The following is a 24,987-nucleotide window of genomic DNA, read 5'->3' as shown; positions in this document are numbered from 1 at the left end:
ACTGCGCCACCACGCATCCGGCAGGTCCGGCTGCCCGGTCAATAGCGTGATCGTCGACGTGTCGCTCCACCTCAACGGTGGTACGAGGTCGCTCAGGCAGAAGTTCATCCCGTTCCGTTCACCAGCCCCTCACGCCGCCGCAGCGGTGCAGCCATAATCTCGCCGCCCACGGAACAGACCATAGTCCGGCAAAACTGCCCTACGCATCATGCACTACGCATCAGCGCCGAACAGCGGCAAAGCGTAGGCGCACGTAGTCGGCCATCCAGCCAGTTTCCCTGCGAAGCGCGGGCGCCGCCAGTTCGTTGACCCGATGGAGCAGGGGTTCCACGATCTCCGGCGGGAGCCCTTCGAGCACCGAAGAGGCGAACACGCGCACCCAGTCGGCGGCCCCGCCGGGGCACTCGTCGAGTGGAGTCGGCCGGTCGAAGTATTCCAGCAACCGGACGACGAACCCCTCCTGTTCGAGGCGGCGGGCGTACTCGGCAGGAGTGGGGAAGTACCACGGCAGTTCGGGCTCGCGCAGGCCGTACTCGCGCCACGCGGTCAGCATCGCGGCGGTCAGCTCGGCGCAATTGCCCGCCCCGCCCATCTCGGCCACGAAACGCCCGCCGGGTGTGAGCGCCTCCCTGACGTTGGCGATCACGGCTCCGGGGTCGCGGCTCATCCAGTGCAGCGCCGCGTTGGAGAAGACCGCGTCGTACGGGTCCACCACGGTGAAGTCGTGCCCGTCCCCGACGATGAAGTTGATGCCCGGGTACTGCGCCAGCGCCTTCTCGATCATGGCGGGGGAGCCGTCGATCCCGAGGACGTCCGCGCCCCTGAAGGCGATCTGCGCGGTGAGCACGCCCGTGCCGCACCCGAGGTCGAGCACGCGCTCGCCGGGCCGCGGATCCAGCAGGTCGACCAGCGGCGCGCCCTGTGTTGAGACGTAGCCGAAACTGCTGTCGTAGGCGCGACTGTTCCACCGCTCCAAGCTCGGTGTGTCGTATCGCAAGACGATCAGCTCTCATTCGTCAGACATCGGGCCCCCGGTGGCCGTGCTGTCTGTTCACTTTAGAGCCTGATCGTCCCTACGACATATCAAGTCACATCGGACTCATCCCACACTCTTCGCCCATACCTTCTTCAAGTACGCCTTCGCCGCGTCTGCCTGCGGAATCGTCATGAGGACGGGCGGCCCGGGCGCCTTGGGCAATTTCGCGGCCTGCTCGGCGTCGAGCGTGCCCTTCATGGCCATGGCCTCGCCCCGCGCCGGCCGCGCCCAGCCCTTCTGGAGCAGGTTCTGGCCCTCGTCCGAGAACAGGAACTCCTGCCACAGCCGGGCGGCGGCCGGATGCGGGGCCGCTTTGTTGATCGCCTGCACGTGGTAGCCGCCGAGCGGCGCGTCCCGCGGGATCGTCACCTTCCAGCGGTCCGAATGCGCGGCGCTGCGGGCCGCGTTGAGGTGGTCCCACGCCACGATCGTGTTGGCCTTGGCCGGGTCGGTGAGCCGCCCGGCCTGCTTGAGCTTGGCGAACAGCGCGACGCCCTGCTCCGGCCGCGGCACCCCGGACCGCATGGAGGCGGCCATGACGCCGCCGAACGCCGACGCCGAGCGCAGCGGGTCGCCGTCCAGCGCCACGCGGTAGCCGGGCTGCAGCAGGTCGGCGAAGGAGGCGGGCGGCTTGACCGCGCGCGGGTCGTACCCGATCGACATGTAGCCGCCGTAGGCGGCGTACCAGGCGCCGGACGGGTCCTTGATGTGGTCGGGCAGGTCCAGCCAGCCCCGCACCTTGTACGGGGCGAAGCGCGCGGCCTCCTTGACGGCCACGTCCAGCGTCAGGTCGAACACGTCGGGTTTGAGCTGCGCGGCCGCGTCGATCTGGCGGCGGCTGCTCGCGCCGGGCTCGAGCTCGTTGACCTTGAGCCCGTACTTGTCGGCGAAGGTGTCGATGACCTCGCCGAAGTTGACCCAGTCACGGGGCAGCGCGATCACGTTGAGCTCGCCCTCGCGTTTGGCGGCCTCGACGAGTCGTTCCATGGTGGCGAAGCCGCCCTTCAGCGAGCCCGCCTGAACGTTGACGGGCGGCAGGTCCCTGGCCGGCGTCGGCTCTGTGGACGACGCGCCGCATCCGGCGCTGGCGAGGATGGCTGCTGCGGCGGCACAGGTACGTACGGTCACACAGTGAATACTTACCGTTACATCCGCCCAGGTCGAGGAGGCGCGGCCGGAACGACCTTGGCCGCCACCAGCGTCTCCTCGGAAATCTCCACAATCGTGCCGTCTTTTTTACGTACGCGCAGGACGCCCGCCTCCCAGGACTCCAGAATCCCCACAACGTCGCGAAACCCGCCAGGGACGCGCCTGCGCGTGGTAATCCGTGCGCCGATATCCTGACTTGTGATCGCGATGACAAGGCGTGCGGCCACGAGTTTGCCACCCTCCGTTTCGGCCAGCTGGCAAGCACGGCAATACTAGGGCGTAGCAAACCGCGGTCAGACTCATGCCATGGTGCGGAGAAGAAGGAGCTCGAGGTGACCTACGTCATCGCGCAGCCTTGCGTGGACGTCCTGGACAAGGCGTGCATCGAGGAGTGCCCCGTCGATTGCATCTACGAGGGCGAGCGCATGCTTTACATCCACCCCGACGAGTGCGTGGACTGCGGCGCGTGTGAGCCTGTGTGCCCCGTCGAGGCGATTTTCTACGAGGACGACCTTCCCGAGCAGTGGAAGGACTTCTACAAGGCCAACGTGGACTTCTTCGAGGACCTCGGCTCGCCCGGCGGCGCCTCGAAGGTCGGGAAGATCGACAAGGACCACCCGGTCGTGGCCGCCCTGCCGCCGCAGGGCGAGGACCACTAGCCGGTCCCGACACGCCGTGCGCGGGGGCCATCCAGGCCGGATGCGCCCCATCGGCGTGCGCTTCTCGTACGGAACGCAACACCCTGGAGAACCGTGAACAACCTGCCCGACTTCCCTTGGGACCGGCTGGATCCGTACAAAGAACGCGCGCTCGCACACCCCGACGGCATCGTCGACCTCTCGGTCGGCACGCCGGTCGACCCCGTGCCCGAGGTCGTCCAGAACGCCCTCGTCCAGGCCGCCAACAGCCCCGGCTACCCCTTCACCCACGGCACCAAGGCGCTGCGCGAGGCCGCGGCCGGGTGGTTGCGGCGCAGGCACGGCGTCGCCGTCGAGCAGCAGGACATACTGCCGCTGATCGGCTCCAAGGAGTTCGTCGCCTGGCTGCCCACCTACCTGGGCGCCAGGCGCGTGGTCTTCCCCGAGCTGGCCTACCCCACCTACGACGTGGGCGCCCGGCTCGCCGGGGCGGTGGCCACCGCCTCCGACAGCACGCTCGCGCTGGGCCCCGAGCACGTGGACCTGCTCTGGGTCAACTCGCCCGGCAACCCCACGGGGCGGGTGCTGCCCGTCGAGCACCTCCGCAAGATCGTGTCCTGGGCTCGCGAGCGCGGCACGATCGTGGCCTCCGACGAGTGCTACATCGAGCTCGGCTGGGAAGACGAGCCGGTCTCGATCCTCCATCCCGACGTCTGCGGCGGCTCCCACGAGGGGCTGCTCGCCGTCCATTCGCTCTCCAAGCGCTCCAACCTGGCCGGCTACCGCGCCGGGTTCGTGACGGGCGACCCCGTCCTGGTCAAGCGGCTGCTGGAGATCCGCAAACACGCGGGCATGATGATGCCGGCCCCGGTCCAGGCGGCGATGACGGCCGCGCTCGCGGACGACGCGCACGCCGAAGCCCAGCGCGAGCTCTACGCCGCCCGCCGCGCGCTGCTGCGCCCGGCGCTGGAGCAGGCCGGCTGGCGCATCGACCATTCGACGGCAGGGCTGTACTTCTGGGCATCGAACGGACAGAACGCCTGGGACCAAGTAAGTAAGCTCTCCGAAATCGGCATTTTGGTCGCGCCGGGTGACTTCTACGGATCGGCAGGTGAGCGGCACATCCGCATCGCCGTCACCGCCACTGACGAACGCATCAGTGCGGCGGTCCGCCGCCTCCAGTAGGATCGCCCGTCATAGCAAGCCATATCGGCTTGACGCGCATAAATCGATAAGGGCTTATGCCGAGACAGACCGCGAGTGGAGCGAGCTGATCGATGAGCATGACCTCCATGGTCGTACTCGGGCTGAGCATCGCCCTGGTCCTGCTGCTGCTTGGGGCCTTCTGGGCCACCTTGAGGCAAGACAGGAAAGGCCGTACGAGCACGCCGCCGCCGGCGGTCGAGGTCGCTCCCGTCGAGAGCCCGATGCCGGCACCGGTGAGCGCGCCGGGGCATGCCGGCACCGACTACACCGACCCCCGCACGATCCGGGTGGGGGACCGGATCGAGGTGCACGGCTCGCCCGCGCGTGTGCTGGGCGCGATGCACATCTCCTGGCAGGGGCAGCAGTGGACCGAATACCTGCTGCGTGACAGCTCCCGCCGGTTCCAATGGCTCTCGGTCGAGGTGCGCGACGGCGATCCGCCCCACCTGGAGGTGCTGCTCTGGACCGACGTGCCCACCCAGGGCATGGTCCCGGCCAAGAGCATGCTGATCATGGAGGGCGTGGAGTTCTTCCCCATCGAGCGGGGCACGGCCGCCTTCCGGAGCGAGGGCGACACCGGCAACCCCGACCGGGGCCTGCTCGACTTCGCCGACTATCGAGCCTCCGACGGCCGGCTGCTCTCCTTCGAACGCATCCAGGGCAGCGCCTGGACCGCCAGCTACGCCCAGCCCCTCCCGCCGGGCTCGATCACCATCGTCCGCCGCGCCTCCTGACCCACCCGGCCGGGGCCGCCACGCGGACGGGCACGTGTCCTCTGGCAATGCGCCTTCCCTTGCGCGCAATGCCGTCCAAGGACGCATCGGATCGGTGCCCCCGAAGCAACCCCGCCCAGGCCGACCGCAAGAGCGGACGACATCCCCGCACCGCGCCCGGGGGAGCCACCCCCGCCCTCAGGACTCCCGCACACCCGTCTCCGCTCTTCTCCCTTCAAAGGACCTCAGCCGGAGTACGGCCGTCCCTCCGAACGACCGCCGGCCGGGTGGGCGCTAGGACAGTTCGACCTGGGTGGTGCCCGATGTCCCGGCGGGCCGCCAGCCGTCCGCCTCGACGTCGTTCGACCATGCGGCCCCGCTGTAGCGGACCCGGCTCAGCGCGTATTTCTCCGCATGGGCCACCGACCAGGCCGCGATCAGCCACCCTCGCTTCTTCGAGACGATCGCCGTGCTCCCGAGCGCCCTGGTGAGCTGCCTGCGCGCCTCCGAGGTCTTGGGCTCGGGGGCCGGCGTCCTGGTGGCCGTCGGATACCAGCAGTGCACGGCCTGCGGCACGCGCCCGGTGAAGGCGGCGGCGAGGATCTTGGCCTCCTCCTCGTGCGGCGCGTACGCGTAGCCGCCCGCCGAACGCTGCACCGCCTGGGCCGCCTCCGCCAGCGGGATCTTGCGGTAGTTCTTCACCTTGACCAGCGCGGCGAAGAACTTGTTCGTCGCGTAGACCGGGTCCATGATCTGCTCCTTCGTGCCCCAGCCCTGCGACTCGCGCTGCTGGAACACGCCCACGGAATCCCGATCGCCGAAGGGGAGGTTGTAGAGCTTCGACTCCTGGATCGCGGTCGCGTACGCGATGACCACGGCCCGTTCGGGCAGCTTGCGACGCGCCGCGACGGCGGCGATCGTGGCGGAGATCTGCGCCTGCTCGGGGTCGAGGACGCGCTCGCCCGCGGGGGTGCGCACCGTGCAGCTGGCCTCCGGCGGCGCCGCCAGGTGCGGGGCCTTCTCCAGCAGCTTGACCAAACCCACGGAAATGCCCACGGCGAGCACGATCACGATGATCGCGATGGTGATGACTCCACGGGAGAACCGCATGCGCACGCTGAAAAACCTACCCGGCCGGATAAGCTCCGTGGCCATGAGTGACGTGACCACCTCCTCACCGATATCCCCGGCCATCGACGAGCTGTGGGAGCGGCGCGCGGAGCTGTCGCCGGCCGACGTCGACGCGCGCCACCTGGTCGTCGGCGCCGTCGACCTGCTCGACAGGGGCGTGGCCAGAGCGGCCCGCCTGGTGGGCGGCGAGGTGGTGGTCGACGAGCGCGCCAAACGGGCGATCCTGCTCGCGTTCAAGGTGCTCGGCATGGCCCGTTCGCAGGTGGGCGACTTCCACCACCACGACAGGGTCCCGCTGAAGAGCTCCTTCGACGGGGTGCGGCTGGTGCCCGGCGCGATCGCCCGCTGGGGCGCCTATCTGGCGCCCGGGGTGGTGCTGATGCCCTCGTTCACGAACATCGGCGCGTACGTGGACGAAGGGACGATGGTCGACACATGGGCCACCGTCGGATCCTGCGCGCAGATCGGGCGTAACGTGCACCTGTCGGGCGGCGTCGGCATCGGCGGCGTCCTGGAGCCGCCCAACGCCGTGCCGGTCGTCGTCGAGGACGACGCGCTCATCGGCAGCCGGGCGATGATCGTCGAAGGCGCCAGGGTCGGCCGGGGCGCGGTCGTCGGGGCCGGGACGATCCTGTCGGGCTCGATTCCGGTGATCGACGTGGAGACCGGCGACGAGCTGGCGCGCGGCCGCATCCCCGACTGGTGCGTGGCGGTCGGCGGCACCCGGCAGAAGGAGTACCCCGGGGGCACGTTCGGGCTGCCGTGCGTGCTGGTGATCAAGCGGCTGGCGCCGGGGCAGCGGCACGACAAGGCGGCGCTCAACGAGGTGCTGCGGGAACACGGGGTGAATGCCTGATGCTGGACCTGACGCAGGACGTGCGGACGCTGACCGCAGCGATCGTGGACGTCGAGTCCGTGAGCGGCGGCGAGAAGGCGCTGGCCGACGCCGTAGAAAGGGCGCTCTCCGCGCTGCCGCACCTGAAGGTGGACAGATCGGGCGAGACGATCGTCGCCCGCACCGACCTGGACCGCGCCGAGCGCGTGCTGATCGCCGGGCACATCGACACCGTCCCCGTGGCCGCCAACCTGCCCAGCCACGTGGAGGGCGACCTGCTGTACGGGTGCGGCACGTCCGACATGAAGGCCGGCGTCGCGGTCGCGCTCAAGCTGGCGGCCACCGTCCCCGCGCCCGACAAGGACGTCACGTACGTCTTCTACGACTGCGAGGAGGTCGAGGCCGAGCGCAACGGCCTCACCCGCGTGGCCAGAGACCACGCCGACTGGCTGTCGGCCGACTTCGCGGTGCTGATGGAGCCGACCGACGGGGTGATCGAGGGCGGCTGCCAGGGCACGCTGCGCGCCGACATCACGGTCACGGGCAAGCGGGCGCACAGCGCCAGGTCCTGGTTCGGGGTCAACGCCATTCACGGCATCGAGCCGGTGCTGGCCAGACTGAACGCGTACGAGCCGCGGCGGCCGGTGGTCGACGGGCTCGAATACCACGAAGGGCTCAACGCGGTCGGCGTGCGGGGCGGCGTGGCCGGCAACGTGGTCCCCGACCTGTGCGTGGTGACGGTGAACTACCGGTTCGCGCCGGACCTGTCGATCGAAGAGGCCCAGGAGCACGTGCGGGAGGTGTTCGACGGCTTCGCGGTGAGCTTCGTCGACGCGGCGCCCGGGGCCAGGCCGGGGCTGACGCACCCGGTGGCGGCGGCGTTCACAGCGGCCGTCGGCGGGGTGCCGCGCGCCAAGCTGGGGTGGACGGACGTGGCCCGCTTCTCCGCGCTCGGCGTGCCGGCCGTCAACTACGGCCCCGGCGACCCGAACCTCGCACACCAGCAAGGGGAGTACGTCTCGCTGTCGAAGATCGTCGAGAGCGAGCGCGCGATGGTGAACTGGCTGACAAAATGAAAGTGGCCCTCCTCGCCGGCCATTTGGCGGGGAAGACCACTTTCAGTCCCGAGCAGCACCCTCGATCAGTTAGACGCGGGCTGGCCGAAATCCGGTTCCACGGTTTCTTCAAGATTTTTTAGACGGCCATTCGTGCCCCGCTACCTGGGGATTCATCCCCGGGAGGCAGCCTGAGGCCCCACACGGGTAGGGGCGCGGGCGTGAAAGCGGCCGTGCGCGAGAGGGACTAGCGTGATCCACATGGAACAGATACGTCGGGAACGCCGCCAGGGTCAGGCCTTCGTCCGCGGCAAACTCGTCCCCAGCTCCACCCACGACCAGCGCCTGCTGGCCCGGCAGGGCCCCTCCGACTGGGTCCACATGGACCCGTGGCGGGTGCTGCGCATCCAGGCCGAGTTCGTGGAGGGCTTCGGCCAGCTGGCCGAGCTGCCGCCGGCGGTCACGGTGTTCGGCTCGGCGCGCACGCCGGTCGACTCGGCCGACTACCAGATGGGCCAGGCGCTCGGCCGGGCGCTCGCCGAGGCCGGCTACGCCGTGATCACGGGTGGCGGGCCCGGCGTCATGGAGTCGGCCAACCGGGGCGCGAGCGAGGTCGACGGCGCGGTGTCCGTCGGGCTCGGCATCGAGCTGCCCTTCGAGCAGCGCATGAACGACTACGTCGACCTCGGCATCGAGTTCCGCTACTTCTTCGTGCGCAAGACGATGTTCGTGAAGTACTCGTGCGGCTTCATCGCCCTGCCCGGCGGCTTCGGCACGCTGGACGAGCTGTTCGAGGCGCTCACGCTGGTGCAGACCCACAAGGTCACCTCCTTCCCCGTGGTGCTGATGGGCACGGAGTTCTGGGGCGGGCTGACAGAGTGGATCAAGGGCACGCTGCTCGGCACCGGCAAGATCGCGGCTCAGGACCTCGACCTGATCCACGTCACCGACGACGTGGACGAGGCCGTGCGGATCATCGTGGACGCCGACCTGGCCCGCTCCCAGCAGCGCGACGAGGAGCTGGAGGCCGCCGCCGTACAGACCGCGGAGCCCCAATAGGCTGCTTCCCCGTGAACATCTGCGTCTTCTGCGCCTCGAGTCAGCACATCGACAAGAAGTACATCGAGTTGGCCGGCCACGTCGGCACCGAGCTCGCCAAGAGGGGCCACACCCTGGTGAGCGGCGGTGCCACGGTCTCCTGCATGGGCGCCGTCACCTCGGCCGCCCGGGCGGCCGGCGCGCGCACGATCGGCGTGATCCCGCAGGTCCTGGTGGACATCGAGATCGCGGATGAGGAGTCTGACGAGCTGGTCGTCGCCGCGGACATGCGTGAGCGCAAGGGCCTCATGGACGCGCGCTCGGACGCGTTCCTGGTGCTGCCGGGCGGCATCGGCACGCTGGAGGAGCTGTTCGAGATCTGGACCGCGCGCGTGCTCGGCATCCACCACCGCCCCCTCGTGGTGCTCGACCCGTGGGGTCTGTACGACCCGCTCAGGAAGCTGATGAACCATCTGTACGACGAGGGCTTCACCCGTCCGGAGACGTTCGACGCGATCTCCTGGACCACGACGGTCGAAGAGGCGTTCGCGCACCTGGAGGCCCGCACGCACCCGGTCCGGCCGAGCGTCGCCGAGCTCGGCGAGTCCGCCGGCTGACCTGGGCGCTCGCCGCCCGGAGACGCACCAGCTGAGGCAATAGCGGGACTCGTGCCCCGATGGTGTGAGTACGATGCCAATGTGCTGGTCATACTCGCCATCGCCGCCATCGCCATCCTGGCCTGCGTGGTCTTGGTCTCCCTGGGCCGGGGCGGTGAGCTGACCGAGTTCCCGCCCGACGTGCCCCCGCTCGACCTGCCGGATCCGGGGCAGCTCACGGCGGTCGATTTCATGGCGCTCCAACTGCCGGTCAACCTGGTCGGATACCACACGGCGAGCGTCGACGAGACCCTGCGCCGGGCCGCCAGCGCGATCAGCGCACGCGACACCCGCATCGCGGTGCTGGAGCAGCGGGTCTCCGAGCTGCTGGCCAGCCGGCTGCACGCGCGTCAGGAGGTGTACGCGGCGCCGGGCGCGGGGTTGCGCACCGACCACTCGCCCGACGCCCCGGCCGTCGCCAGGGAGCTCTCGGAGTCGGGCGACCCCGTGTCGGCGAGCGGGGCAGCGGTGTCGTGGGACGGTGGCGTGGAGCTGACCCGGCCGCCGGAGGACCCCGAGTGGCGCCTGCCCGCACCCGACGCCCCGACCACGACCAACGGCGCCCTGGCCACGGCCAAGGGCGAGTCGGCCACAGCCGACGGCGTTCCGGCCACAGCCGAAGGCGACCCGGGCACAGCCGAAGGCGACCCGGCCACGGCCAACGGCGAGTCCGCCGGAGGGCGGCTCGACGCGAACTCCGAGGAGCCCTCCGCCGGTGAGACGGCCGTCGCTCGGCCGGACGAGCCCGCCGAGGAGCCGCCCGCCGTGCCGGATGCCGGCCTGCCCGAGGCGTCCGCAGGCCTGCCGGACGCGTCCGCCGACGAGCCCGAGCGGGCCACGGCGGAGGAGACGGACAAGAGCGACGAGCCGGGTGCCGACCAGAAGAAGGACGGGGACGGCGAGGAGGCCGAAGGGCGGGAGGAGCCCGTGCGGGCCTCGTCGGGCAAGGACGCGGACGGGCGTTCGTGAGCGAGCCGATCCGCTGCTCCTGGCCCGGCATGACGGACCCGCTCTACCTGACCTACCACGACGAGGAGTGGGGCCGCCCGCTCAAGGGCGACGACGCGGTCTTCGAACGGGTGGCGCTGGAGGCGTTCCAGTCGGGCCTGTCCTGGCTGACGATCCTGCGCAAGCGGGAGAACTTCCGCGCCGCCTTCGACGGCTTCTCCATTCCCAAGGTGGCCGCCTACACCGAGCGCGACGTGGAGCGGCTGCTGGGCGACGCCGGCATCGTACGCAACCGCGCCAAGATCAAGGCGGCGATCAACAACGCCCGGGCCGCGCTCGACCTTCCCGGCGGCCTGTCGGAGCTGGTGTGGCGCTACGCGGACCCGGACGCGCCGGTGCCGAAGACGATGGCCGACGTGCCCGCGACCACCCCGGGCTCCACGGCGCTGGCCAAGGAGCTGAAGAAGCGCGGCTTCAGCTTCGTCGGCCCGACCACGGCCTACGCGTTGATGCAGGCCATCGGCCTGGTCAACGACCACCTCGAGGAGTGCGTGGCGCGGTCACGCTGAGCTCGGCCGCGTGCGTGCGCCCCTGCGACCCGCCGAGCGCGACGGTGACGGCGGGACGGGTGCACGGCCGGACCGTGACGGTGTCGTCGGCCCGGACGACGCCGCGTGCCGGGCGGTCGAGCGTCACGGTCACCGTCTCCACGGTCCGGCTCGGGTCCGCCACGGCCAGGTGGATCCGCCCGCCGGCCCGGCGCACGAGCACCACGCAGGGCGCGTCCACGCCGACGCCGTCCACCTCGCCCGCCGCCCAGAACGTCGCCGCCAGCAGCCCGCGCGCCCGGACGGCCTGCACGCCGGGGGTGTTGGCCGCCACCCGGACGGGACGCGTGCCGCGGAAGGCCCGCGTGCGCTCGCGTGAGGCGTTGGGCAGCAGGACATAGGCGTAGGAGGCGTCCACGGGGTCCACGCCGTGGTCGAACCAGAAGGTCACGTACCGCCGCGTGACGGGGTTGCGCCCACCGCTCGTGTCGTCGCCCGCGTTGATGTCGCGCCACCTGCCGGTCCGCGTCTCCACGAGCGTCCGCGCCCCGTCGAAGACGTAGCCGCCCGCTCCGGGCAGGTGCGCCCAGCCGTCCCCCAGGTACGGCTCCGCGTCCGTGGCCCGGTTCTCCACCACGGTCTCGACGGTGTGGCCGCCGTCGCCGGTGATGCCGCTGCCCAGGGCCACCACGGCCGTGTCCAGGCAGAACCATGACTTGCGCGCCCGCAGTCCGGTCCCGTCGCCGATCAGCTCCATCGCGGCGGCGCCGTACCGGCCGTCGAGCACCGCGCCGCCGGCCCACGCGTTGTCCGGGCGGTGGGCGCGGAAGGACAGGTCCTCGCGCTCGCGCGTGTCCACCGTGGTGCCCGGCAGCCGGTACGGGTCCACGGTCGGCCAGAAGTCGTCGCCGAACTGGCCCAGGTCGCGGGTGTAGAGGTAGGTCATGCCGTCGCCGGTGTACCAGCCGTGTAAGTTCTCCCCGTTGATCGCCTCGTAGGCGGCGATCCGCCGCGACGAGAGGCTGATCGCGAACGACCAGCCGGGCCGCCGGTGCACCACCCGGTCCATCGACGGGAACACGAAGTGCCCGACCGGTCCCGGCGCGGCCTCGACGCTCTCGTCATTCAGCACCGCGACCGCCCGCCGAGTCTCCGGCACGTCGGCGTGGTCGAGGTAGGGGCGGTGCCAGCCGCGCTCGATCCACCCCTTGGCCAGCTCCTTGAACCGGCTCCGGTACGGCTCGGGCGCGCACCGGGCCAGCAGCAGCACGGCTCCGGTCGCGCCGTGCCCGGCCACGCTGTCGGAGAACGTCTGCCGCGTGGCCGCCCGCCCCCTGACGGTGTCCATCAGCAGCCCGTCGTGCACGAACGGCGCGAACGACCGCTCCACCGCGTCCAGCACCACCCTCCGCCCGGGATCGGTCACCTCCCAGGGCGATCCGTCGAGCAGCGCCAGCGTGTGGGCGACCGCGATGAGGAGGGAAAGCCCGTACGAGCCCGTGTAGGCCAGGTCGCCGTGCTGGATGAAGGACCCGTCCCGGTAGAAGCCGTCACCGGACTCGACGTGGCCGAAGACGCTGTGACGCCCGCCGCCGCGCACGTCGGACAGCCCGTCGCGGGCCAGCGCCAGTTTCTCCGCGCTGTGCCCGGCCAGGCCGCGGAACGCGACGGCGAACGCCTTGTCCGCCCGGTTCGCACCGCTCTCGGACGCCTCGGGATTGCCGGCGCGGCGGTCGGCGTCCGGGCAGAACCGGTCGATCGCCGCCAGGTACGCCTTCCGCCTGGCGTCGTCAAGCCGGTCCCCGAGCAGCACGCACGTCCGGCTCAGGTGGCTCGGCGTGCCGATCTCCCAGAACCACCAGTTGCCCGTCTCCGGGAGCCCCTCGTTGTAGTGGCGCTCGTAGAGCACGTCGAGCGCGTCCACCACGGCCGCCGCCACGGTGTCGTCGCCGTGCTGTGCGGTGCCCGGCGTGGCCCAGGCCGTGGCGATCAGCCGCAGACGGGCGTGGCTGCCGGTCACGTTACCCGGGCTGTCGGCCGGCGGGAGGTCGGGCCAGAGCCGGCCGGGCTCCATCGCGGCCAGCCGGCTGCCGGCCCTCTCGCTCAGCCTGGCCACCGGGCGGGCGTAGACGGGGTCGGAGACGTCGACGTCGCCGCCGGTGAGCAGGTCGAGCGCGGTCGCCCGGAGGGCCTCGAAGACCCCCGTCACTGGGCGTTGAAGGTGGGGCGTTCCTTGGCGAGGAAGGCGCGGGTGGCGTTGTGGTGGTCTTTCGTGGCCGCGCACTTGTCCTGCAGATCGGCCTCCATGGCCAGCGCGTCGGGCAGCGCGTGCGTGGCGGCGTAGGCCAGCGCCCACTTGGTGGCCGCGTACGCGAGCGTCGGCCCCTGCGCCAGGCGTACGGCCAGCTCCTGTGCCGTCTTCAGCAGGTCGGCGGCGGGCACCACCCGGGTGACCACGCCCAGCTCCAGCGCCCGCGCCGCGTCGAGCGGCTCGCCGAGCAGCATGATCTCGGCGGCGCGGCCGAGCCCCACGAGGCGCTGCAGCGTCCACGACGCGCCCGAGTCAGGAGCCAGCCCGATGCCGGCGAACGCCAGCGCGAACTTGGCGTCGTCGGCGGCGACCCGTAGGTCGCAGGCGAACGCCAGCGACGCGCCCGCCCCGGCGGCCACGCCGTTGACCGCGGCCACCACGGGCTTGGCCATGGTGGTGATCAGCTCCACGATCGGGTTGTAGTGCTCGCGGACGGTGTCGGCCAGGCCGCGGCCCGCCGCGAGGTTGTCGGCGTGCTCGCGCAGGTCCTGGCCCGCGCAGAAGGCCCGCCCCGAGCCGGTGAGCAGGACGGCCCTGATCGAGGGGTCGCCCGCGGCGCGGCTCAGCACGTCGAGGAGCGCGCCCTTGAGCTCGGCGGTCAGCGAGTTCATCGCGTCGGGGCGGTCGAGCGTGATGGTGGCGACGGCGTCGGCCACGTCGTAGCGGATCAAATCAACTCCCTGTCGACGAACGCGGCGGCTGCGGGCAGCAGCCTGGCGGCCTCCTGCTCGAAGTAGGCCCTGGCCTTCTCTCCCGGCCAGCCGGCGGGCAGCAGCTCGGGCGGCAGGCCAGGGTCGCGGAACAGGAAGTTGCGCCATCCGTGCACGAGCCTGCTCCTGGCGGCGAACACCTGGTCGTCAGGCGCCGACTCGGGCAACGTGCTGATCAGCGTGACAGCTTCGGCGTGCCACTGCTCGTACGCCTCGCCGATGGCGTCAAGATCCCATGCCCGCGCGACCAGCTCGCGCGGGTCGCCCTCGAGCGCCGCGTCGAACCTGTCGGCCCGCACGCCCTCACCCTCCAGCAGGTTGTCCAGCTCGATCGAGGAGCGTGGACCGATCCAGGTCGTCTCCGACAACGCCGCGTAGCCGAGGAACGTCAGGTCGGCCCTGAGCCGCTCTCTGCGAGGCCGCTCCTTGACCGGCTCCAGGACGATCATGTGCCAGCGGCCGTGCCACGTCAAAGTCCCGGCTCGGTAAATTCTCAACGCCGCCTCATCCAGCCGCCGCACGCATTTCGGCGTGAGCGCATAACCGGCCCCTTGGGGGAGCCTGATAGGCCGCAACCATCCCTGCCGCACCATGCGTGAAACCGCCGTGCGGACGGCTGGAGCCGCTATTTCCAGGGGTTTCATGAGCCGGACGAGCGCGGCGACGGACGCCTGCCCACCACGCGAGCGCAGGTGGTCTCCGTAGAGGTCGAAGAGAGCGGCGCGAGCGTGCACGCAGTCCAGTTTGGACGTCATCGCACGGCTCGACAACGCATTCTGGGAGGAGATCGTTACCCATGAGCGCTCTCGATGCGGGAGAATGGGACATCACAGAAGACGTGAATGCGCCGACCACCCCCCACGGGCGGTCGGAAATCGCGGGCCGCGGGAGCCCAAGGCAGGAAGGGATGCACGCATGGCGGCGATGAAGCCGCGGACCGGCGATGGTCCGCTCGAGGTCACCAAGGAAGGGCGCGGCATTGTCATGCGGGTCCCCCTGGAAGGTGGCGGCCGGCTCGTCGTGGAGATCTCCGCCGACGAGGCCAAGGCGCTCGGTGAGGCGTTGAAGAACGTCGTCGGCTGAGCGCTCCCCAGAGACCACTTGTTCCACGACCCTGGCGTAGTCCGGCGCCAGGGTCGCTGACGTTCCGAGGAGAGATCTGCCGTGCCCATAGAGACCACTGCCTGGGTGGTCGCCGAGGTTCGCGACGACGCCGAGTTGCTGGCCGTGCCCTATGCCTCCGATCTCGAACCCGCGCATGCCGTGGAGCTGCACCTGCCGGTGCGCGACCTGCTGGCCCACTACGAGGCCAAGGGGGAGGCGGGCGAGATCGTCGAGGTGCCGGTGGCCCGCGCCGGTGGCGTGGGCCGGGTCGTGTTGTACGGCGTCGGCGACCGGTCGCCGCGCGCGTTGCGCAAGGCCGGGGCCGCGCTCTCCCGCAGAGCCAAGGGCAAGGACACATTGACCGTGGTGGCGCCGGAGGGCGACCTGGCGGCGTTCGCCGAGGCGGCGCTGCTGGCGGCCTACTCCTTCAAGATCGGGAATGCGGGCAACAAGAAGTCCGTGCGGAAGCTGGCGTTCGCGGGGGCCGCGATCGACGAGCTCGAGGCGGCGGTGCGGCGCGCGGAGACCGTGGCGCAGGCGGTGGCGCTGGCCAGAGACCTGGCCAACATGCCGTCCTCGGTCAAGAACCCCGCCTGGCTCGCCGAGCGGGCCGCCGAGACCGGGGTCCCGGTGCGGGTGTGGGACGAGGAGCAGCTGCAGGCCGACGGGTTCGGCGGCATCCTCGCCGTCGGGCGCGGCTCGGCCAGCCCGCCCAGGCTCATCCAGCTCTCCTACACGCCGGCCGAGCCGACCGACCGGCACGTCGTGCTGGTGGGCAAGGGCATCACGTTCGATTCGGGCGGGTTGTCGCTCAAGCCGACCGACAACATGAAGTTCCAGAAGACCGACATGGCGGGCGGGGCCGTCGTGATCGCCGTCCTCGGCGCGCTGGCCCGGCTGGGCGCGCCGGTACGCGTCACCGGGCTGGTCGCCGCCGCCGAGAACATGCCCTCGGGCACCGCCCAGCGGCCCAGCGACGTCATCAAACACTACGGCGGCCGCACGGTCGAGGTGCTCAACACCGACGCCGAAGGGCGGCTCGTGCTGGCCGACGCCCTCGCCTACGCCGACGCCGTCCTCGACCCCGACGCGGTCGTGGACATCGCCACCCTCACCGGGGCGATCACCGTGGCGCTCGGCCGCAACGTGGGCGCGCTCTACGCCTCCGACGACGTGCTGGCCAAGCAGCTCCTGGACGCGGCGGAGTCCGCCGACGACCGGCTGTGGCGGATGCCGCTGATCGAGGACTACACGCCGGCGCTGGAGTCGTCGATCGCCGACCTGGCCAACGTCGAGGCCGGGTCCAGGTTCGGGGCGGGGTCGATCACGGCGGCGTTGTTCCTGCGGGAGTTCGCGGGCCGGCGGCCGTGGGCGCATCTGGACATCGCCGGGGTCGGGCGCAGCACGGTGGACGAGGGCACGCTCACCAAGGGCGCCACGGGGTTCGGCGTCCGCGTCCTCCTGGAATGGCTCACCCACTCCTAGCCGGACACCTTGCCGGTCCGCAGTCCTGATCCCAGGCGCACCTGTGCCGAAGTGCGGCGGGTGGCGGTAGACGCCGCCACCTCCTGCGCTTGCCGATCCCCGAAGGACCTGTGCCGAAGTACGGCCGAGGATGGGGAACGCGGAAGACGAGACGCTAGTCGGAGACCTTGACGGCGGCGAGCAGGCCGTCGCCCAGAGGCATGAGCACCGAACGCAGCCGGTCGTCCGACTGCACCAGCTTGCCCACCTCGCGCAGCGTCACCGTTTCCGGGTCACGCTGCGCGGGGTCGGCCACCCGGTGGTGCCAGAGCATGTTGTCGAAGGCCACGATGCCGCCCACGCGCAGAAGGCGGATCGCCTCGGCCAGATAGTCGGTGTACTCCTGCTTCGCGCCGTCGGCGAACACCATGTCGTAGCCGCCGTCCGACAGCCGCGGCAGCACGTCGAGCGCCCGTCCCGTGATGAGCCGCACCCGCCCGCCGGAGAACCCCGCCTCCGCGAACGCCTGCCTGGCCAGCCGCTGGTGCTCGGGCTCGACGTCGACGCTGGTCAACGTGCCGTCGGCACGCATGCCGCGCAGCAGCCACAGGCCCGAGACGCCGCAGCCCGTGCCGATCTCCACGACCGACTTGGCGTTGACGGCCGTGGCGAGGAAGCACAGCGCCGCCCCGCCGCCGGGAAGGATGGGTGTGGCCCCCATCTCCAGCCCGCGCTGCCGCGCCGCGTGCAGGATCTCATCCTCGTGATGGAACTGCTCCGCATAGGCCAGAGTGGCCTCCACCTGACTGGTCATCGGCCGCCTCCCCCCACTTTCGTGCGATTGGTCCGCGTGATTGGCACCGATCGCAGCCTAGGGGAGACACGCCGGGACGGGAACTCAGGAGGGTCTCGAGGCGTTGCAGGTTTAAACGGGCTTTGCCGGTCCGGAGGGCAGGCAGTGCGCACGAAGGGACGAAACCAGGCACTATGGCGATAGCGGTGGTCCCAGAGAGAGGAGTTCTGGTGGACGAAAGCGACCACCAGACGGATGCTCCCGTGTCGTCTGACTGGACGCCTCCCACGTGGGAGGAAGTCGTGCGGACGCACTCCGCGCGCGTGTATCGGCTTGCGTACCGGCTGACCGGCAACGTCCACGACGCCGAAGACCTCACTCAGGAGGTCTTCGTCCGAGTCTTCAGGTCGCTGTCGAGCTACACCCCCGGCACGTTCGAGGGGTGGCTGCACCGGATCACGACGAACCTGTTCCTCGACATGGCGCGGCGCAAGCAGCGCATCCGGTTCGAGGGGCTGGCCGACGACGCCGCTGAGCGGCTGCGCGGCCGTGAGCCGTCGCCGGCGCAGGCGTTCGACGACGCACACCTGGAGCCCGACATCCAAGCCGCCCTCGACGCGCTCGCACCGGAGTTCCGGGCCGCGATCGTGCTGTGTGACATCGAGGGCCTGTCTTACGAGGAGATCGCGGCCACGCTCGGCGTCAAGCTGGGTACGGTCCGAAGCCGTATTCACCGTGGCCGGGCGCAGTTGCGGGAGGCGCTCGATCACCGGGCCCCCCGTAATACCCAACTCCCCCCGACCGTGATCCGTGGGGAGGAAGTCTGACATGGCTCATCTTGGAGAACGCGTTTCCGCGCTCGTCGACGGGGAGCTCAACCACCACGAACGAGAGCGCGCGCTCGCGCATCTGACCTTCTGCGCCGACTGCCGGCGCGAGGTCGAGTCGATGCGGGCGCTCAAGTCGCGCCTGCGCTCGCTCGACACGCCGGCGATGCCCGCCGACCTGACGATGTCCCTGCTCCGGATGGCGGAGCCGGGAGGGCCCCTGCCGCCGAGGGAGCGCCCTTTCCCCACGCGCACGTTCGGGGGAGTGCCCATCCCTGGGCCGCACAGCATCGCTCCCCTGGACAACCGCCCCCGCAGGGACGCCACCGGTGGGTCCACGGGCCCTGGACGGGCTGGGGCCGGTAGGCGGCGCACGACGTACGTCGCGGTCAGCGTCGTCTCCGCCGCTGTGGCGCTCGGGACGTTCTTCGCCGTCTCCGGCGCGGGACAGAACTCGACGACCCCTCCGGTGGAGCTCTGGAGGGTACAGGAGTCCCCGACGAACGCACCCTCGGTCGCCACACCTTGACATCCGGATATGCCAGGAATGGCGCGGGTTGGCGTACTCGACCACGCTAGGGGCATACGATCTGGGTTCGGGATTGTCTCGAGTAGGCAACGACAATCCTTTATGACCCTCGTATGCCGCAAGAGCGAGGATTGCGGCGGCCGAGCCAAGGAGTGGTGAGACTTAGATGACCGACGAGACGCGCCCCACCGAAGGACGCACGCCGTCGGACTACCCCGAGCCACAGGGGCGGCCGGACTTTCTGCCCGCCGACCGCCCGGCCGAGCAGCCGGGCGGGCGACCGGAGCCGCCTGCTTCGTTCGGCTCCTCGTGGGGCGACCCGTCGGGACGCCACGAGGTCGCCGGCGTGCCTCCGTACGAGGGCCGCTCGTACGACCGCTCGCCCCAAGGCGGCTACGGCTCCCAGGGCAGCTACGGCGGCCCTTCCTACTCCGGCGACTTCGGCGGCTCGCCGTACGGCCCTCCGTCCTTCGGCGGGCCGGACAGCGGTCCCTCGTTCGGCGGGCCGGACAGCGGAGCATCGGACGGCGGGCCGGGCAGCGGGACGCGGTCGTACGAGAGCCCTTCCTACGGCGACGGGGGCGGGCGTCCGTACGCCGGCCCGTCCTTCGGCGACAGCGGCACGCGCTCGTACGAGAGCCCCTCATTCGGCACCCCGGACAGCGGCGGTTCGTCGTTCGGCCGGCCGGACGGTGATCCTTCCTTCGGGGGGCCGGACAGCGGTCCTTCGTTCGGCGGGCCGGACAACGGGACGCGGTCGTACGACAGCCCGCCGTTCGGCGGCTCGTCCTCCTACGGAGGCGGGACCCCTCCGCCGCCCCCGCGTCAGGCGCTCGGCATGGGAGCGAGCTGGGCGCCGCCGCCTCCGGGCACGGCCAAGCGCGGCCCCGGCATGGGCGCGCTGGTCGCGATCGCCGTCGTCATCGCCCTGGTCGCCTCCGGGATGGGCAGTCTCGGCACCTACCTGCTCACCAAGCCGAGCAGTGGCAACGATCCCTCCTACAGCCTCGGCCCGCTGCCGACCGGCGCCACCAACCGGGCGCCCGACTCGGTCGCGGGCGTGGCCGCGCGGGTGCTGCCCAGCGTGGTCTCGCTCGAGGTCGGCAACGGCTCCAGCACCGAGGGAGCGTCCGGATCCGGGTTCCTGATCAAGAACGGCTACGTGGTCACCAACAACCACGTGGTGTCCCTGGCCGCGCAGGGCAGCGGCGAGATCCGGATCATGTTCAACAACCGCAAGGTCACCTCCGGCCGCATCGTCGGCCGCGACCCGGGCACCGACCTGGCCGTGGTCAAGCCGGAGGAGACGTTCGGCACCCCGGAGATCACCCTCGGCAACTCCGACCAGGTGGTGGTCGGCGACCCGGTCATCGCCATCGGCTCGCCGCTCGGCCTCACCGGCACGGTGACGACGGGCATCGTGAGCTCGCTCAACCGCCCGGTCATCGCCGGTGACGACAGCGGGACCAGCAACGAGGAGCCCGCGTTCATCAGCGCCATCCAGACCGACGCCGCCATCAACCCCGGCAACTCGGGCGGGCCGCTGGTGAACAGCAGGGGCGAGGTCGTCGGCGTGAACTCGGCGATCGCCACGCTCGGCCGGTCGGCGACCAGCCAGAGCGGCAGCATCGGCCTGGGCTTCGCGATCCCGGTGAACCAGACGCGGCGGGTGGCCGAGGACCTGATCAGCACCGGGCGGGCCAAGCGGCCCAAGATCGGCATCACCCTCGACAAGGACTACCGGGGACAGGGCGTGAAGATCGCGACCGAGGCCTCGGCGGGGCGCCAGCCGGTGGACGTCGGCGGGCCCGCGGACAAGGCGGGGCTGAAGGCCGGCGACGTGATCCTGGAGATCGACGGGCTGCCGCTGCAGGACGGGAACGAGCTGATCGCGCTGATCCGGAGCAAGGCTCCGGGCTCCAAGATCACCATCAAGTACGAGCGCGCCGGCCAGCAACGCACCGCCACCCTCACCGTGGTGGCCGACGACGAGCCCGCTCCTACGCCTTCCTGACCCATTTCTTTCTTTACGGCGGGGCCAAGTGGGCTCCAACCGCCGACGCCGGTGACCGGCCCTCCAGGGGGACGGTTACCGGCTTCAGCGGCGCGCCGCCGTAACGGCGTACGGGCACCGGCGTCTTCGGGCCCACCCCGGCCGCCGTCCCCTAGCGCCGACCCCCGCCCCACCCCACCGCCGACCCGGCCCCCAGGCCGCTCCCACGCCGCTTCACGGGTGACGACGGCGCGCCTGGAGTGGTGCTGGTGTCGTCGCCGTGGCCCGCTCATCGCCCGGCCGGCCGGTGCTTCGCAACTGACGGCCAGTGACACCTCCCGTGCGACGCCGACGTGTGTAGCGCCGGGGGCGGGGTCCGTTTGCCGGCGTGCGATGCGACGGCGCCTGCCGCCGACGGGCCTCCCGCTCGACGGCGGTGGCGGTCGACCGACGACCGCTGTGGGATTCCGGAAGGGGAGCGGACCCGAGCTGGGGGCTGGAGCCCTTAGTCTGTGGATAGGCCGGGGTTGTCCTCGGAGGGTTGGACTGCGTAGGAGCTCACGGTGTTCGGACTCGGGTGGTGGGAGATCGCGGCGCTGATCGTCATAGCGCTGCTCGTCTTCGGTCCCGAAAAACTGCCTCAGGCCGCCGCACAGGCCGGCAGGACGCTGCGCAACCTGCGCCGGATGGCGAACAACGCGCGTGAGGACCTCCGCGCCGGCCTGGGCCCGGAGTTCCAGAACTTCGACCCGGCCGACCTCAACCCGAGGAACTTCGTCCGCAAGCACCTCCTCGACGACATCGAGGACGACTGGAACGGCACCAAGCAGAAGGAGCTGGAGCCGGTCGCGGCGACCTCGTACACGCCTGAGCCCGTCGTGGACGAGCTGGGCTACGGCGAGATCCCGCCCTACGACTCGGAAGCGACCTGACGCTCCCAGGTTAGAGTTCAGGTGTGAGCGACAACACCGCGGCCATCGAGGAGGGCGCCAAGAAGTCCGGCATCCTCTGGCTCACCCTCGACCGTCCCCGCCTGGCCTGGCACGCCTGGCACGACGGCGCGATCTACCTGGTGACCGGCGGCGAGGAGCAGCACCTGCCGGGTCTCGACGCCCTCGACCGGGTCCATGTGACGCTGCGCAGCAAGGACAACGGGGCCAGGCTGGTGGAGTTCGACGCGGCGGTGTCGGTCGTCGACCAGGCCGCGGCGGCCGACGCCGTGGCCGTGCTGGCCAAGGATCGGCTCAACGCCCGCGACAGCGAGCACCTGACCGAGCGCTGGGCCCGCGAGTCCACCGTGCTGCGGCTCACCCCCGAGCGCTGACGGCGGCGGGCTCGTCGAGCGACGCCGCCGGAGTCGGCTGGGCGGCGGAGGCGGATCCGGTGGCGGTCTGGGCGAGGAGCGCGCCGGACAGCACGATCAGGCCGCCGATGATCTGGAAGACGCCCAGCGTCTCGCCGACCAGCGCCCAGGCCACGACCGTCCCGCCGATGACCTCCAGCGTCGCGACCGTGGCGCCGACCGCGGCCGACAGCCGCCGCACGGCGTTCACCCCCAGGATGTAGGCGACCACGGTGGCGATGAGGACCATCCACAGGTACGCGGCGAGCACCGGCAGCGTCTGCCCGCCCTCCGGCGTGGCCGAGCCCGCGAACGCCCCCCACGGGATGTCCCAGGGCCGGGAGAACGGGATCAGCACCACGGCCGCCCCCGTCATGCCCCAGGCGATCAGCCCGAGCGGGTCCACGTCGTCGCCGAAGCTGTCGCTCATGATGAAGTAACCGGCGCAGCACGCCCCGGCCAGCAGCCCCAGCAGCAGGCCCAGCGCGTCCAGCCGCAGCCCCTGCCACGCCTCGACCACGATCGCGAGCCCGATCACGGCGGCGACCGCGCCCACGTAGGCGGCACGGGCCAGCCTGATCCCGCGCACGATCCGCACCCAGGCCACCACCATCACCGGCGCCATGAACTCCAGCAGCAGAGCGATCCCCACCGGCAGCCGCGTGATCGCGACGAAGTACAGCGACTGCACGCCGGCCACCGCCATGATCGCGTACAGCCCGAAGAACGGCAGCCTGGACCGGGGGATCCGCAGCGCGCGCGGCCGCACCAGGGCCAGCACGGCGAGGAGCAGCAGCCCCGCGCCAGCCATCCGCGCCCACACGGCCTCGATCGGCGCCAGCCCCGCGGCGATGAGGTATTTGGCCATGGGCCCCGAGAACGCGAAACACCACGAGGACACGAACGCGAGTGCCAACCCCGCATACCTCATCGCACACCACCAGCTACGTAATGACCGTCAACAAGGTTTGATACTGACATGCCGGATATCCGGGGCGCAATGGGATAGCGCCCTGGGATGGCCCATGGGGATGGCGCATCGGGATGGCGCTGTCAGTGCGCATCGGCCGCCGGCCCCACGCCCACGGGCCGGTGGTGGGGGCGCGGCCGCGTCTGCCTGCAGGCCGGAGCCGGCCGGCTGGTCGAGGAGTTCAGGCGGAGCCGGTGGCGTCCAGCTTCGCGAGCATGCCCCGCACTCGGGTGATCTCGCCCGAGCCCAGCAGGTCGAGAAACTGGGTCTTGATGCCGCGCAGGTAGGTGGGCGTCGCCTCGGCCAGCCGGGCGGCGCCGGCGTCCGTCAGCACCGCGAACAGCCCGCGCGCGTCGTCCGCGCACGCCTCCCTCGACACCAGCCCGTAACGCTGGAGCCGGTCGATGAGCCTGGTCAGACCGCTGCGGGAGAGCAGCACGCGGCCGGCGAGGTCGTTCATGCGCAGGCGCCGCCCGGGCGCCTCGGCCAGCTGCATGAGCACCTCGTACGAGGCAAGCGGCAGATCGTGGGCGACGAGCAGCTCCGCCTCCAGATGGCGGGTGATGCGCACCTGGGCGCGCTGCAGCATCCGCCAGACCGCCAGCTCCTCGGCGGTCAGGCCCTCGTCGCGCAGAAGAGTCACGGAGTAACCTTAGGACGTTGTTGCACAGACATCTAACAGGACGGATTAACTCAGCGAGGCCTCCGGTTCATACCATGGAGGGGCATCCTCACTGGCGTCCTGCGCCTGCCACACATATACCGACAAAGGAGGGACGGCACTCCCGCGTGCCGACACTTCGATGGCACCAACCCAGGAACTCGTGACGGCGGCACTCGCCACCGTCATCGACCCCGAGATCCGTCGTCCGATCACGGACCTCGACATGGTCAAGAGCATCGAGATCGCTCCCGACGGTGTGGTACGGGTGGGCGTCTACCTCACCGTGGCCGGATGCCCGTTGAAGGACACCATCCGCCGCGACGTCACGACCGCCGTGTCCAAGGTCGAAGGCGTGATGGGCGTCCAGATCGAGCTCGACGTCATGAGCACCGAGCAGCGCAAGCAGCTGCAGACCAAGCTCAGGGGCGACCGCGGGCCGGAGAAGGAGATCCCGTTCAACCAGCCGGGCTCGCTGACCCGCGTCTTCGCGGTGGCCAGTGGCAAGGGCGGGGTCGGCAAGTCCTCCGTGACGGTCAACCTGGCCGCCTCCATGGCCGCGAGCGGCCTCAAGGTCGGCATCGTGGACGCCGACATCTACGGCCACAGCGTCCCTCGCATGCTGGGCGCCGCCGAGCGGCCCACCAAGGTCGAGGACATGATCATGCCGCCGGTGGCCCACGACATCAAGGTCATCTCGGTGGGCATGTTCAAGCCCGAGGGCAACACGCCGGTGGTCTGGCGCGGCCCGATGCTCGACCGGGCGCTCCACCAGTTCCTGGCCGACGTCTACTGGGGTGACCTCGACGTCCTCCTGCTCGACCTGCCCCCGGGCACCGGCGACATCGCCATCTCGGTGGCCCAGCGACTGCCGGGGGCCGAGATCCTGGTCGTGACGACGCCGCAGATGGCCGCCGCCGAGGTGGCCGAGCGGGCCGGGTCCATCGCGGCCCAGACCCATCAGCAGATCGCCGGCGTGATCGAGAACATGGCGTGGCTGCCGTGCCCCCACTGCGACGAGCGCATCCCGGTGTTCGGCGAGGGCGGTGGCCAGACCGTCGCCGACGCGCTGACCCGCACGCTGGGGGCCCGCGTCCCGCTGCTCGGCCAGGTCCCGATCGACCTGCGGCTGCGCGAGGGCGGCGACGAGGGCAAGCCGCTGGTCCTGACGGACCCCGACTCTCCCGCGGCGGCCGAGCTCATCAAGATCGCCTCCGGCCTGAGCAAGCGCGGCTCCAGCCTGAAGGGTCTCCAGCTGGGCCTGTCCCCGCGCCGCTGAGCCGCCCGCACCTGACCTCCGGGGGAGGCGCTCCCCCGGAGGCTCACGGCC

At 71.0% G+C, this 24,987-nt stretch carries 27 protein-coding genes; 17 read left to right on the top strand and 10 right to left on the bottom strand.

What is annotated here, in order from left to right:
- Positions 1–220: 220 nt before the first annotated feature.
- From ID574_RS30800 to ID574_RS30790, 3 genes are all read right to left on the bottom strand, one after another.
- Positions 221–997 carry a class I SAM-dependent methyltransferase gene (locus ID574_RS30800; RefSeq protein ID WP_188192489.1) on the bottom strand — a complete coding sequence of 259 codons (777 nt, stop codon included), beginning with the start codon at positions 995–997 and terminating at the stop codon, positions 221–223.
- A 102-nt stretch (positions 998–1,099) separates the two neighbouring features.
- Complete coding sequence (locus ID574_RS30795) at positions 1,100–2,164, bottom strand: ABC transporter substrate-binding protein (protein ID WP_223167240.1); 1,065 nt, start codon at positions 2,162–2,164, stop codon at positions 1,100–1,102.
- Between the two features lie 17 nt (positions 2,165–2,181).
- On the bottom strand, positions 2,182–2,412 hold the full coding sequence (locus tag ID574_RS30790) for a putative acetyltransferase (RefSeq protein ID WP_188192488.1): 231 nt from the start codon (positions 2,410–2,412) through the stop codon (positions 2,182–2,184).
- Between the two features lie 105 nt (positions 2,413–2,517).
- On the opposite strand from ID574_RS30790, the gene fdxA reads away from it, so the two are divergent.
- The 3 genes from fdxA (at position 2,518) to ID574_RS30775 (ending at position 4,763) form a co-directional block, all read left to right on the top strand.
- Positions 2,518–2,844, top strand: a complete 327-nt coding sequence (gene fdxA, locus ID574_RS30785) for a ferredoxin (protein WP_080047500.1) — start codon at positions 2,518–2,520, stop codon at positions 2,842–2,844.
- A 93-nt stretch (positions 2,845–2,937) separates the two neighbouring features.
- Positions 2,938–4,008, top strand: a complete 1,071-nt coding sequence (dapC, locus tag ID574_RS30780) for a succinyldiaminopimelate transaminase (RefSeq protein ID WP_188192487.1) — start codon at positions 2,938–2,940, stop codon at positions 4,006–4,008.
- Positions 4,009–4,100: 92 nt separating this feature from the next.
- Positions 4,101–4,763 carry a DUF4178 domain-containing protein gene (locus ID574_RS30775; protein ID WP_223167239.1) on the top strand — a complete coding sequence of 221 codons (663 nt, stop codon included), beginning with the start codon at positions 4,101–4,103 and terminating at the stop codon, positions 4,761–4,763.
- Positions 4,764–5,036: 273 nt separating this feature from the next.
- Here the strand turns inward: ID574_RS30775 and ID574_RS30770 are convergent, their stop codons facing one another.
- Positions 5,037–5,852 carry a hypothetical protein gene (locus ID574_RS30770; protein WP_188192732.1) on the bottom strand — a complete coding sequence of 272 codons (816 nt, stop codon included), beginning with the start codon at positions 5,850–5,852 and terminating at the stop codon, positions 5,037–5,039.
- Positions 5,853–5,895: 43 nt separating this feature from the next.
- Between ID574_RS30770 and ID574_RS30765 the strand changes: the two genes are divergently transcribed.
- The 6 genes from ID574_RS30765 (at position 5,896) to ID574_RS30740 (ending at position 10,974) form a co-directional block, all read left to right on the top strand.
- A complete protein-coding gene (locus ID574_RS30765) occupies positions 5,896–6,729 on the top strand; it encodes a 2,3,4,5-tetrahydropyridine-2,6-dicarboxylate N-succinyltransferase (RefSeq protein ID WP_188192486.1) in 834 nt (277 codons plus the stop codon).
- A complete protein-coding gene (dapE, locus tag ID574_RS30760) occupies positions 6,729–7,784 on the top strand; it encodes a succinyl-diaminopimelate desuccinylase (protein WP_188192485.1) in 1,056 nt (351 codons plus the stop codon). Before ID574_RS30765 ends, dapE begins: the two co-directional genes overlap by 1 nt.
- Positions 7,785–8,024: 240 nt before the next feature.
- Entirely contained in the window at positions 8,025–8,822 is a 798-nt protein-coding gene (locus ID574_RS30755; RefSeq protein WP_188192484.1) for an LOG family protein, read from the top strand.
- An 11-nt stretch (positions 8,823–8,833) separates the two neighbouring features.
- Positions 8,834–9,418, top strand: a complete 585-nt coding sequence (locus ID574_RS30750) for an LOG family protein (protein ID WP_188192483.1) — start codon at positions 8,834–8,836, stop codon at positions 9,416–9,418.
- Positions 9,419–9,499: 81 nt separating this feature from the next.
- Positions 9,500–10,426, top strand: coding sequence for a hypothetical protein (locus tag ID574_RS30745; protein WP_188192482.1), 927 nt, complete (start codon positions 9,500–9,502; stop codon positions 10,424–10,426).
- Positions 10,427–10,455: 29 nt separating this feature from the next.
- On the top strand, positions 10,456–10,974 hold the full coding sequence (locus ID574_RS30740; RefSeq protein ID WP_262496076.1) for a DNA-3-methyladenine glycosylase I: 519 nt from the start codon (positions 10,456–10,458) through the stop codon (positions 10,972–10,974).
- On the opposite strand, the gene ID574_RS30735 is transcribed toward ID574_RS30740, so the two are convergent.
- The 3 genes from ID574_RS30735 to ID574_RS30725 are packed head-to-tail and all read right to left on the bottom strand — an operon-like array spanning position 10,934 to position 14,729.
- Entirely contained in the window at positions 10,934–13,162 is a 2,229-nt protein-coding gene (locus ID574_RS30735; protein ID WP_223167238.1) for a polysaccharide lyase 8 family protein, read from the bottom strand. The two genes, ID574_RS30740 and ID574_RS30735, sit on opposite strands and share 41 nt — an antisense overlap.
- The gene (locus ID574_RS30730) at positions 13,159–13,935 is read right to left on the bottom strand and encodes an enoyl-CoA hydratase-related protein (RefSeq protein ID WP_188192763.1); all 777 of its coding nucleotides are present in this window, start codon (positions 13,933–13,935) and stop codon (positions 13,159–13,161) included. Before ID574_RS30730 ends, ID574_RS30735 begins: the two co-directional genes overlap by 4 nt.
- Complete coding sequence (locus ID574_RS30725; RefSeq protein WP_188192480.1) at positions 13,932–14,729, bottom strand: PaaX family transcriptional regulator; 798 nt, start codon at positions 14,727–14,729, stop codon at positions 13,932–13,934. Before ID574_RS30725 ends, ID574_RS30730 begins: the two co-directional genes overlap by 4 nt.
- A gap of 160 nt (positions 14,730–14,889) precedes the next feature.
- On the opposite strand from ID574_RS30725, the gene ID574_RS30720 reads away from it, so the two are divergent.
- Positions 14,890–15,057, top strand: coding sequence for a DUF3117 domain-containing protein (locus tag ID574_RS30720; protein WP_020545024.1), 168 nt, complete (start codon positions 14,890–14,892; stop codon positions 15,055–15,057).
- Positions 15,058–15,138: 81 nt separating this feature from the next.
- The gene (locus ID574_RS30715; RefSeq protein WP_188192479.1) at positions 15,139–16,563 is read left to right on the top strand and encodes a leucyl aminopeptidase; all 1,425 of its coding nucleotides are present in this window, start codon (positions 15,139–15,141) and stop codon (positions 16,561–16,563) included.
- Positions 16,564–16,717: 154 nt separating this feature from the next.
- Here the strand turns inward: ID574_RS30715 and ID574_RS30710 are convergent, their stop codons facing one another.
- Positions 16,718–17,356: an O-methyltransferase gene (locus ID574_RS30710; protein ID WP_188192478.1), complete on the bottom strand. Its 639-nt coding sequence runs from the start codon at positions 17,354–17,356 to the stop codon at positions 16,718–16,720.
- A gap of 173 nt (positions 17,357–17,529) precedes the next feature.
- Between ID574_RS30710 and sigE the strand changes: the two genes are divergently transcribed.
- From sigE to ID574_RS30685, 5 genes are all read left to right on the top strand, one after another.
- Entirely contained in the window at positions 17,530–18,162 is a 633-nt protein-coding gene (sigE, locus tag ID574_RS30705; RefSeq protein WP_188192477.1) for an RNA polymerase sigma factor SigE, read from the top strand.
- A gap of 1 nt (position 18,163) precedes the next feature.
- Complete coding sequence (locus tag ID574_RS30700) at positions 18,164–18,691, top strand: anti-sigma factor family protein (protein WP_188192476.1); 528 nt, start codon at positions 18,164–18,166, stop codon at positions 18,689–18,691.
- A 166-nt stretch (positions 18,692–18,857) separates the two neighbouring features.
- On the top strand, positions 18,858–20,705 hold the full coding sequence (locus ID574_RS30695) for a trypsin-like peptidase domain-containing protein (protein WP_188192475.1): 1,848 nt from the start codon (positions 18,858–18,860) through the stop codon (positions 20,703–20,705).
- 542 nt (positions 20,706–21,247) lie between these two features.
- Positions 21,248–21,616: a sec-independent translocase gene (locus ID574_RS30690; protein WP_188192474.1), complete on the top strand. Its 369-nt coding sequence runs from the start codon at positions 21,248–21,250 to the stop codon at positions 21,614–21,616.
- 23 nt (positions 21,617–21,639) lie between these two features.
- Positions 21,640–22,008, top strand: a complete 369-nt coding sequence (locus tag ID574_RS30685; RefSeq protein WP_188192473.1) for a hypothetical protein — start codon at positions 21,640–21,642, stop codon at positions 22,006–22,008.
- Here the strand turns inward: ID574_RS30685 and ID574_RS30680 are convergent.
- Positions 21,992–22,942 (bottom strand): EamA family transporter, encoded by a 951-nt coding sequence (locus ID574_RS30680; protein ID WP_262496072.1) that lies wholly within the window; start codon positions 22,940–22,942, stop codon positions 21,992–21,994. The genes ID574_RS30685 and ID574_RS30680 overlap by 17 nt on opposite strands.
- Positions 22,943–23,177: 235 nt before the next feature.
- Positions 23,178–23,639: a MarR family winged helix-turn-helix transcriptional regulator gene (locus tag ID574_RS30675; protein WP_223167237.1), complete on the bottom strand. Its 462-nt coding sequence runs from the start codon at positions 23,637–23,639 to the stop codon at positions 23,178–23,180.
- A gap of 160 nt (positions 23,640–23,799) precedes the next feature.
- On the opposite strand from ID574_RS30675, the gene ID574_RS30670 reads away from it, so the two are divergent.
- Positions 23,800–24,936, top strand: coding sequence for an Mrp/NBP35 family ATP-binding protein (locus tag ID574_RS30670; protein WP_188192471.1), 1,137 nt, complete (start codon positions 23,800–23,802; stop codon positions 24,934–24,936).
- The last annotated feature ends 51 nt before the right edge of the window (positions 24,937–24,987 follow it).

Origin of the sequence: Nonomuraea sp. SYSU D8015 (genome assembly GCF_008065375.1) — a bacterium.
Taxonomy (GTDB): domain Bacteria; phylum Actinomycetota; class Actinomycetes; order Streptosporangiales; family Streptosporangiaceae; genus Nonomuraea.
The sequence above is the reverse complement of the archived record's forward strand: the minus strand, read 5'-3'. Positions and strand labels throughout refer to the sequence as shown.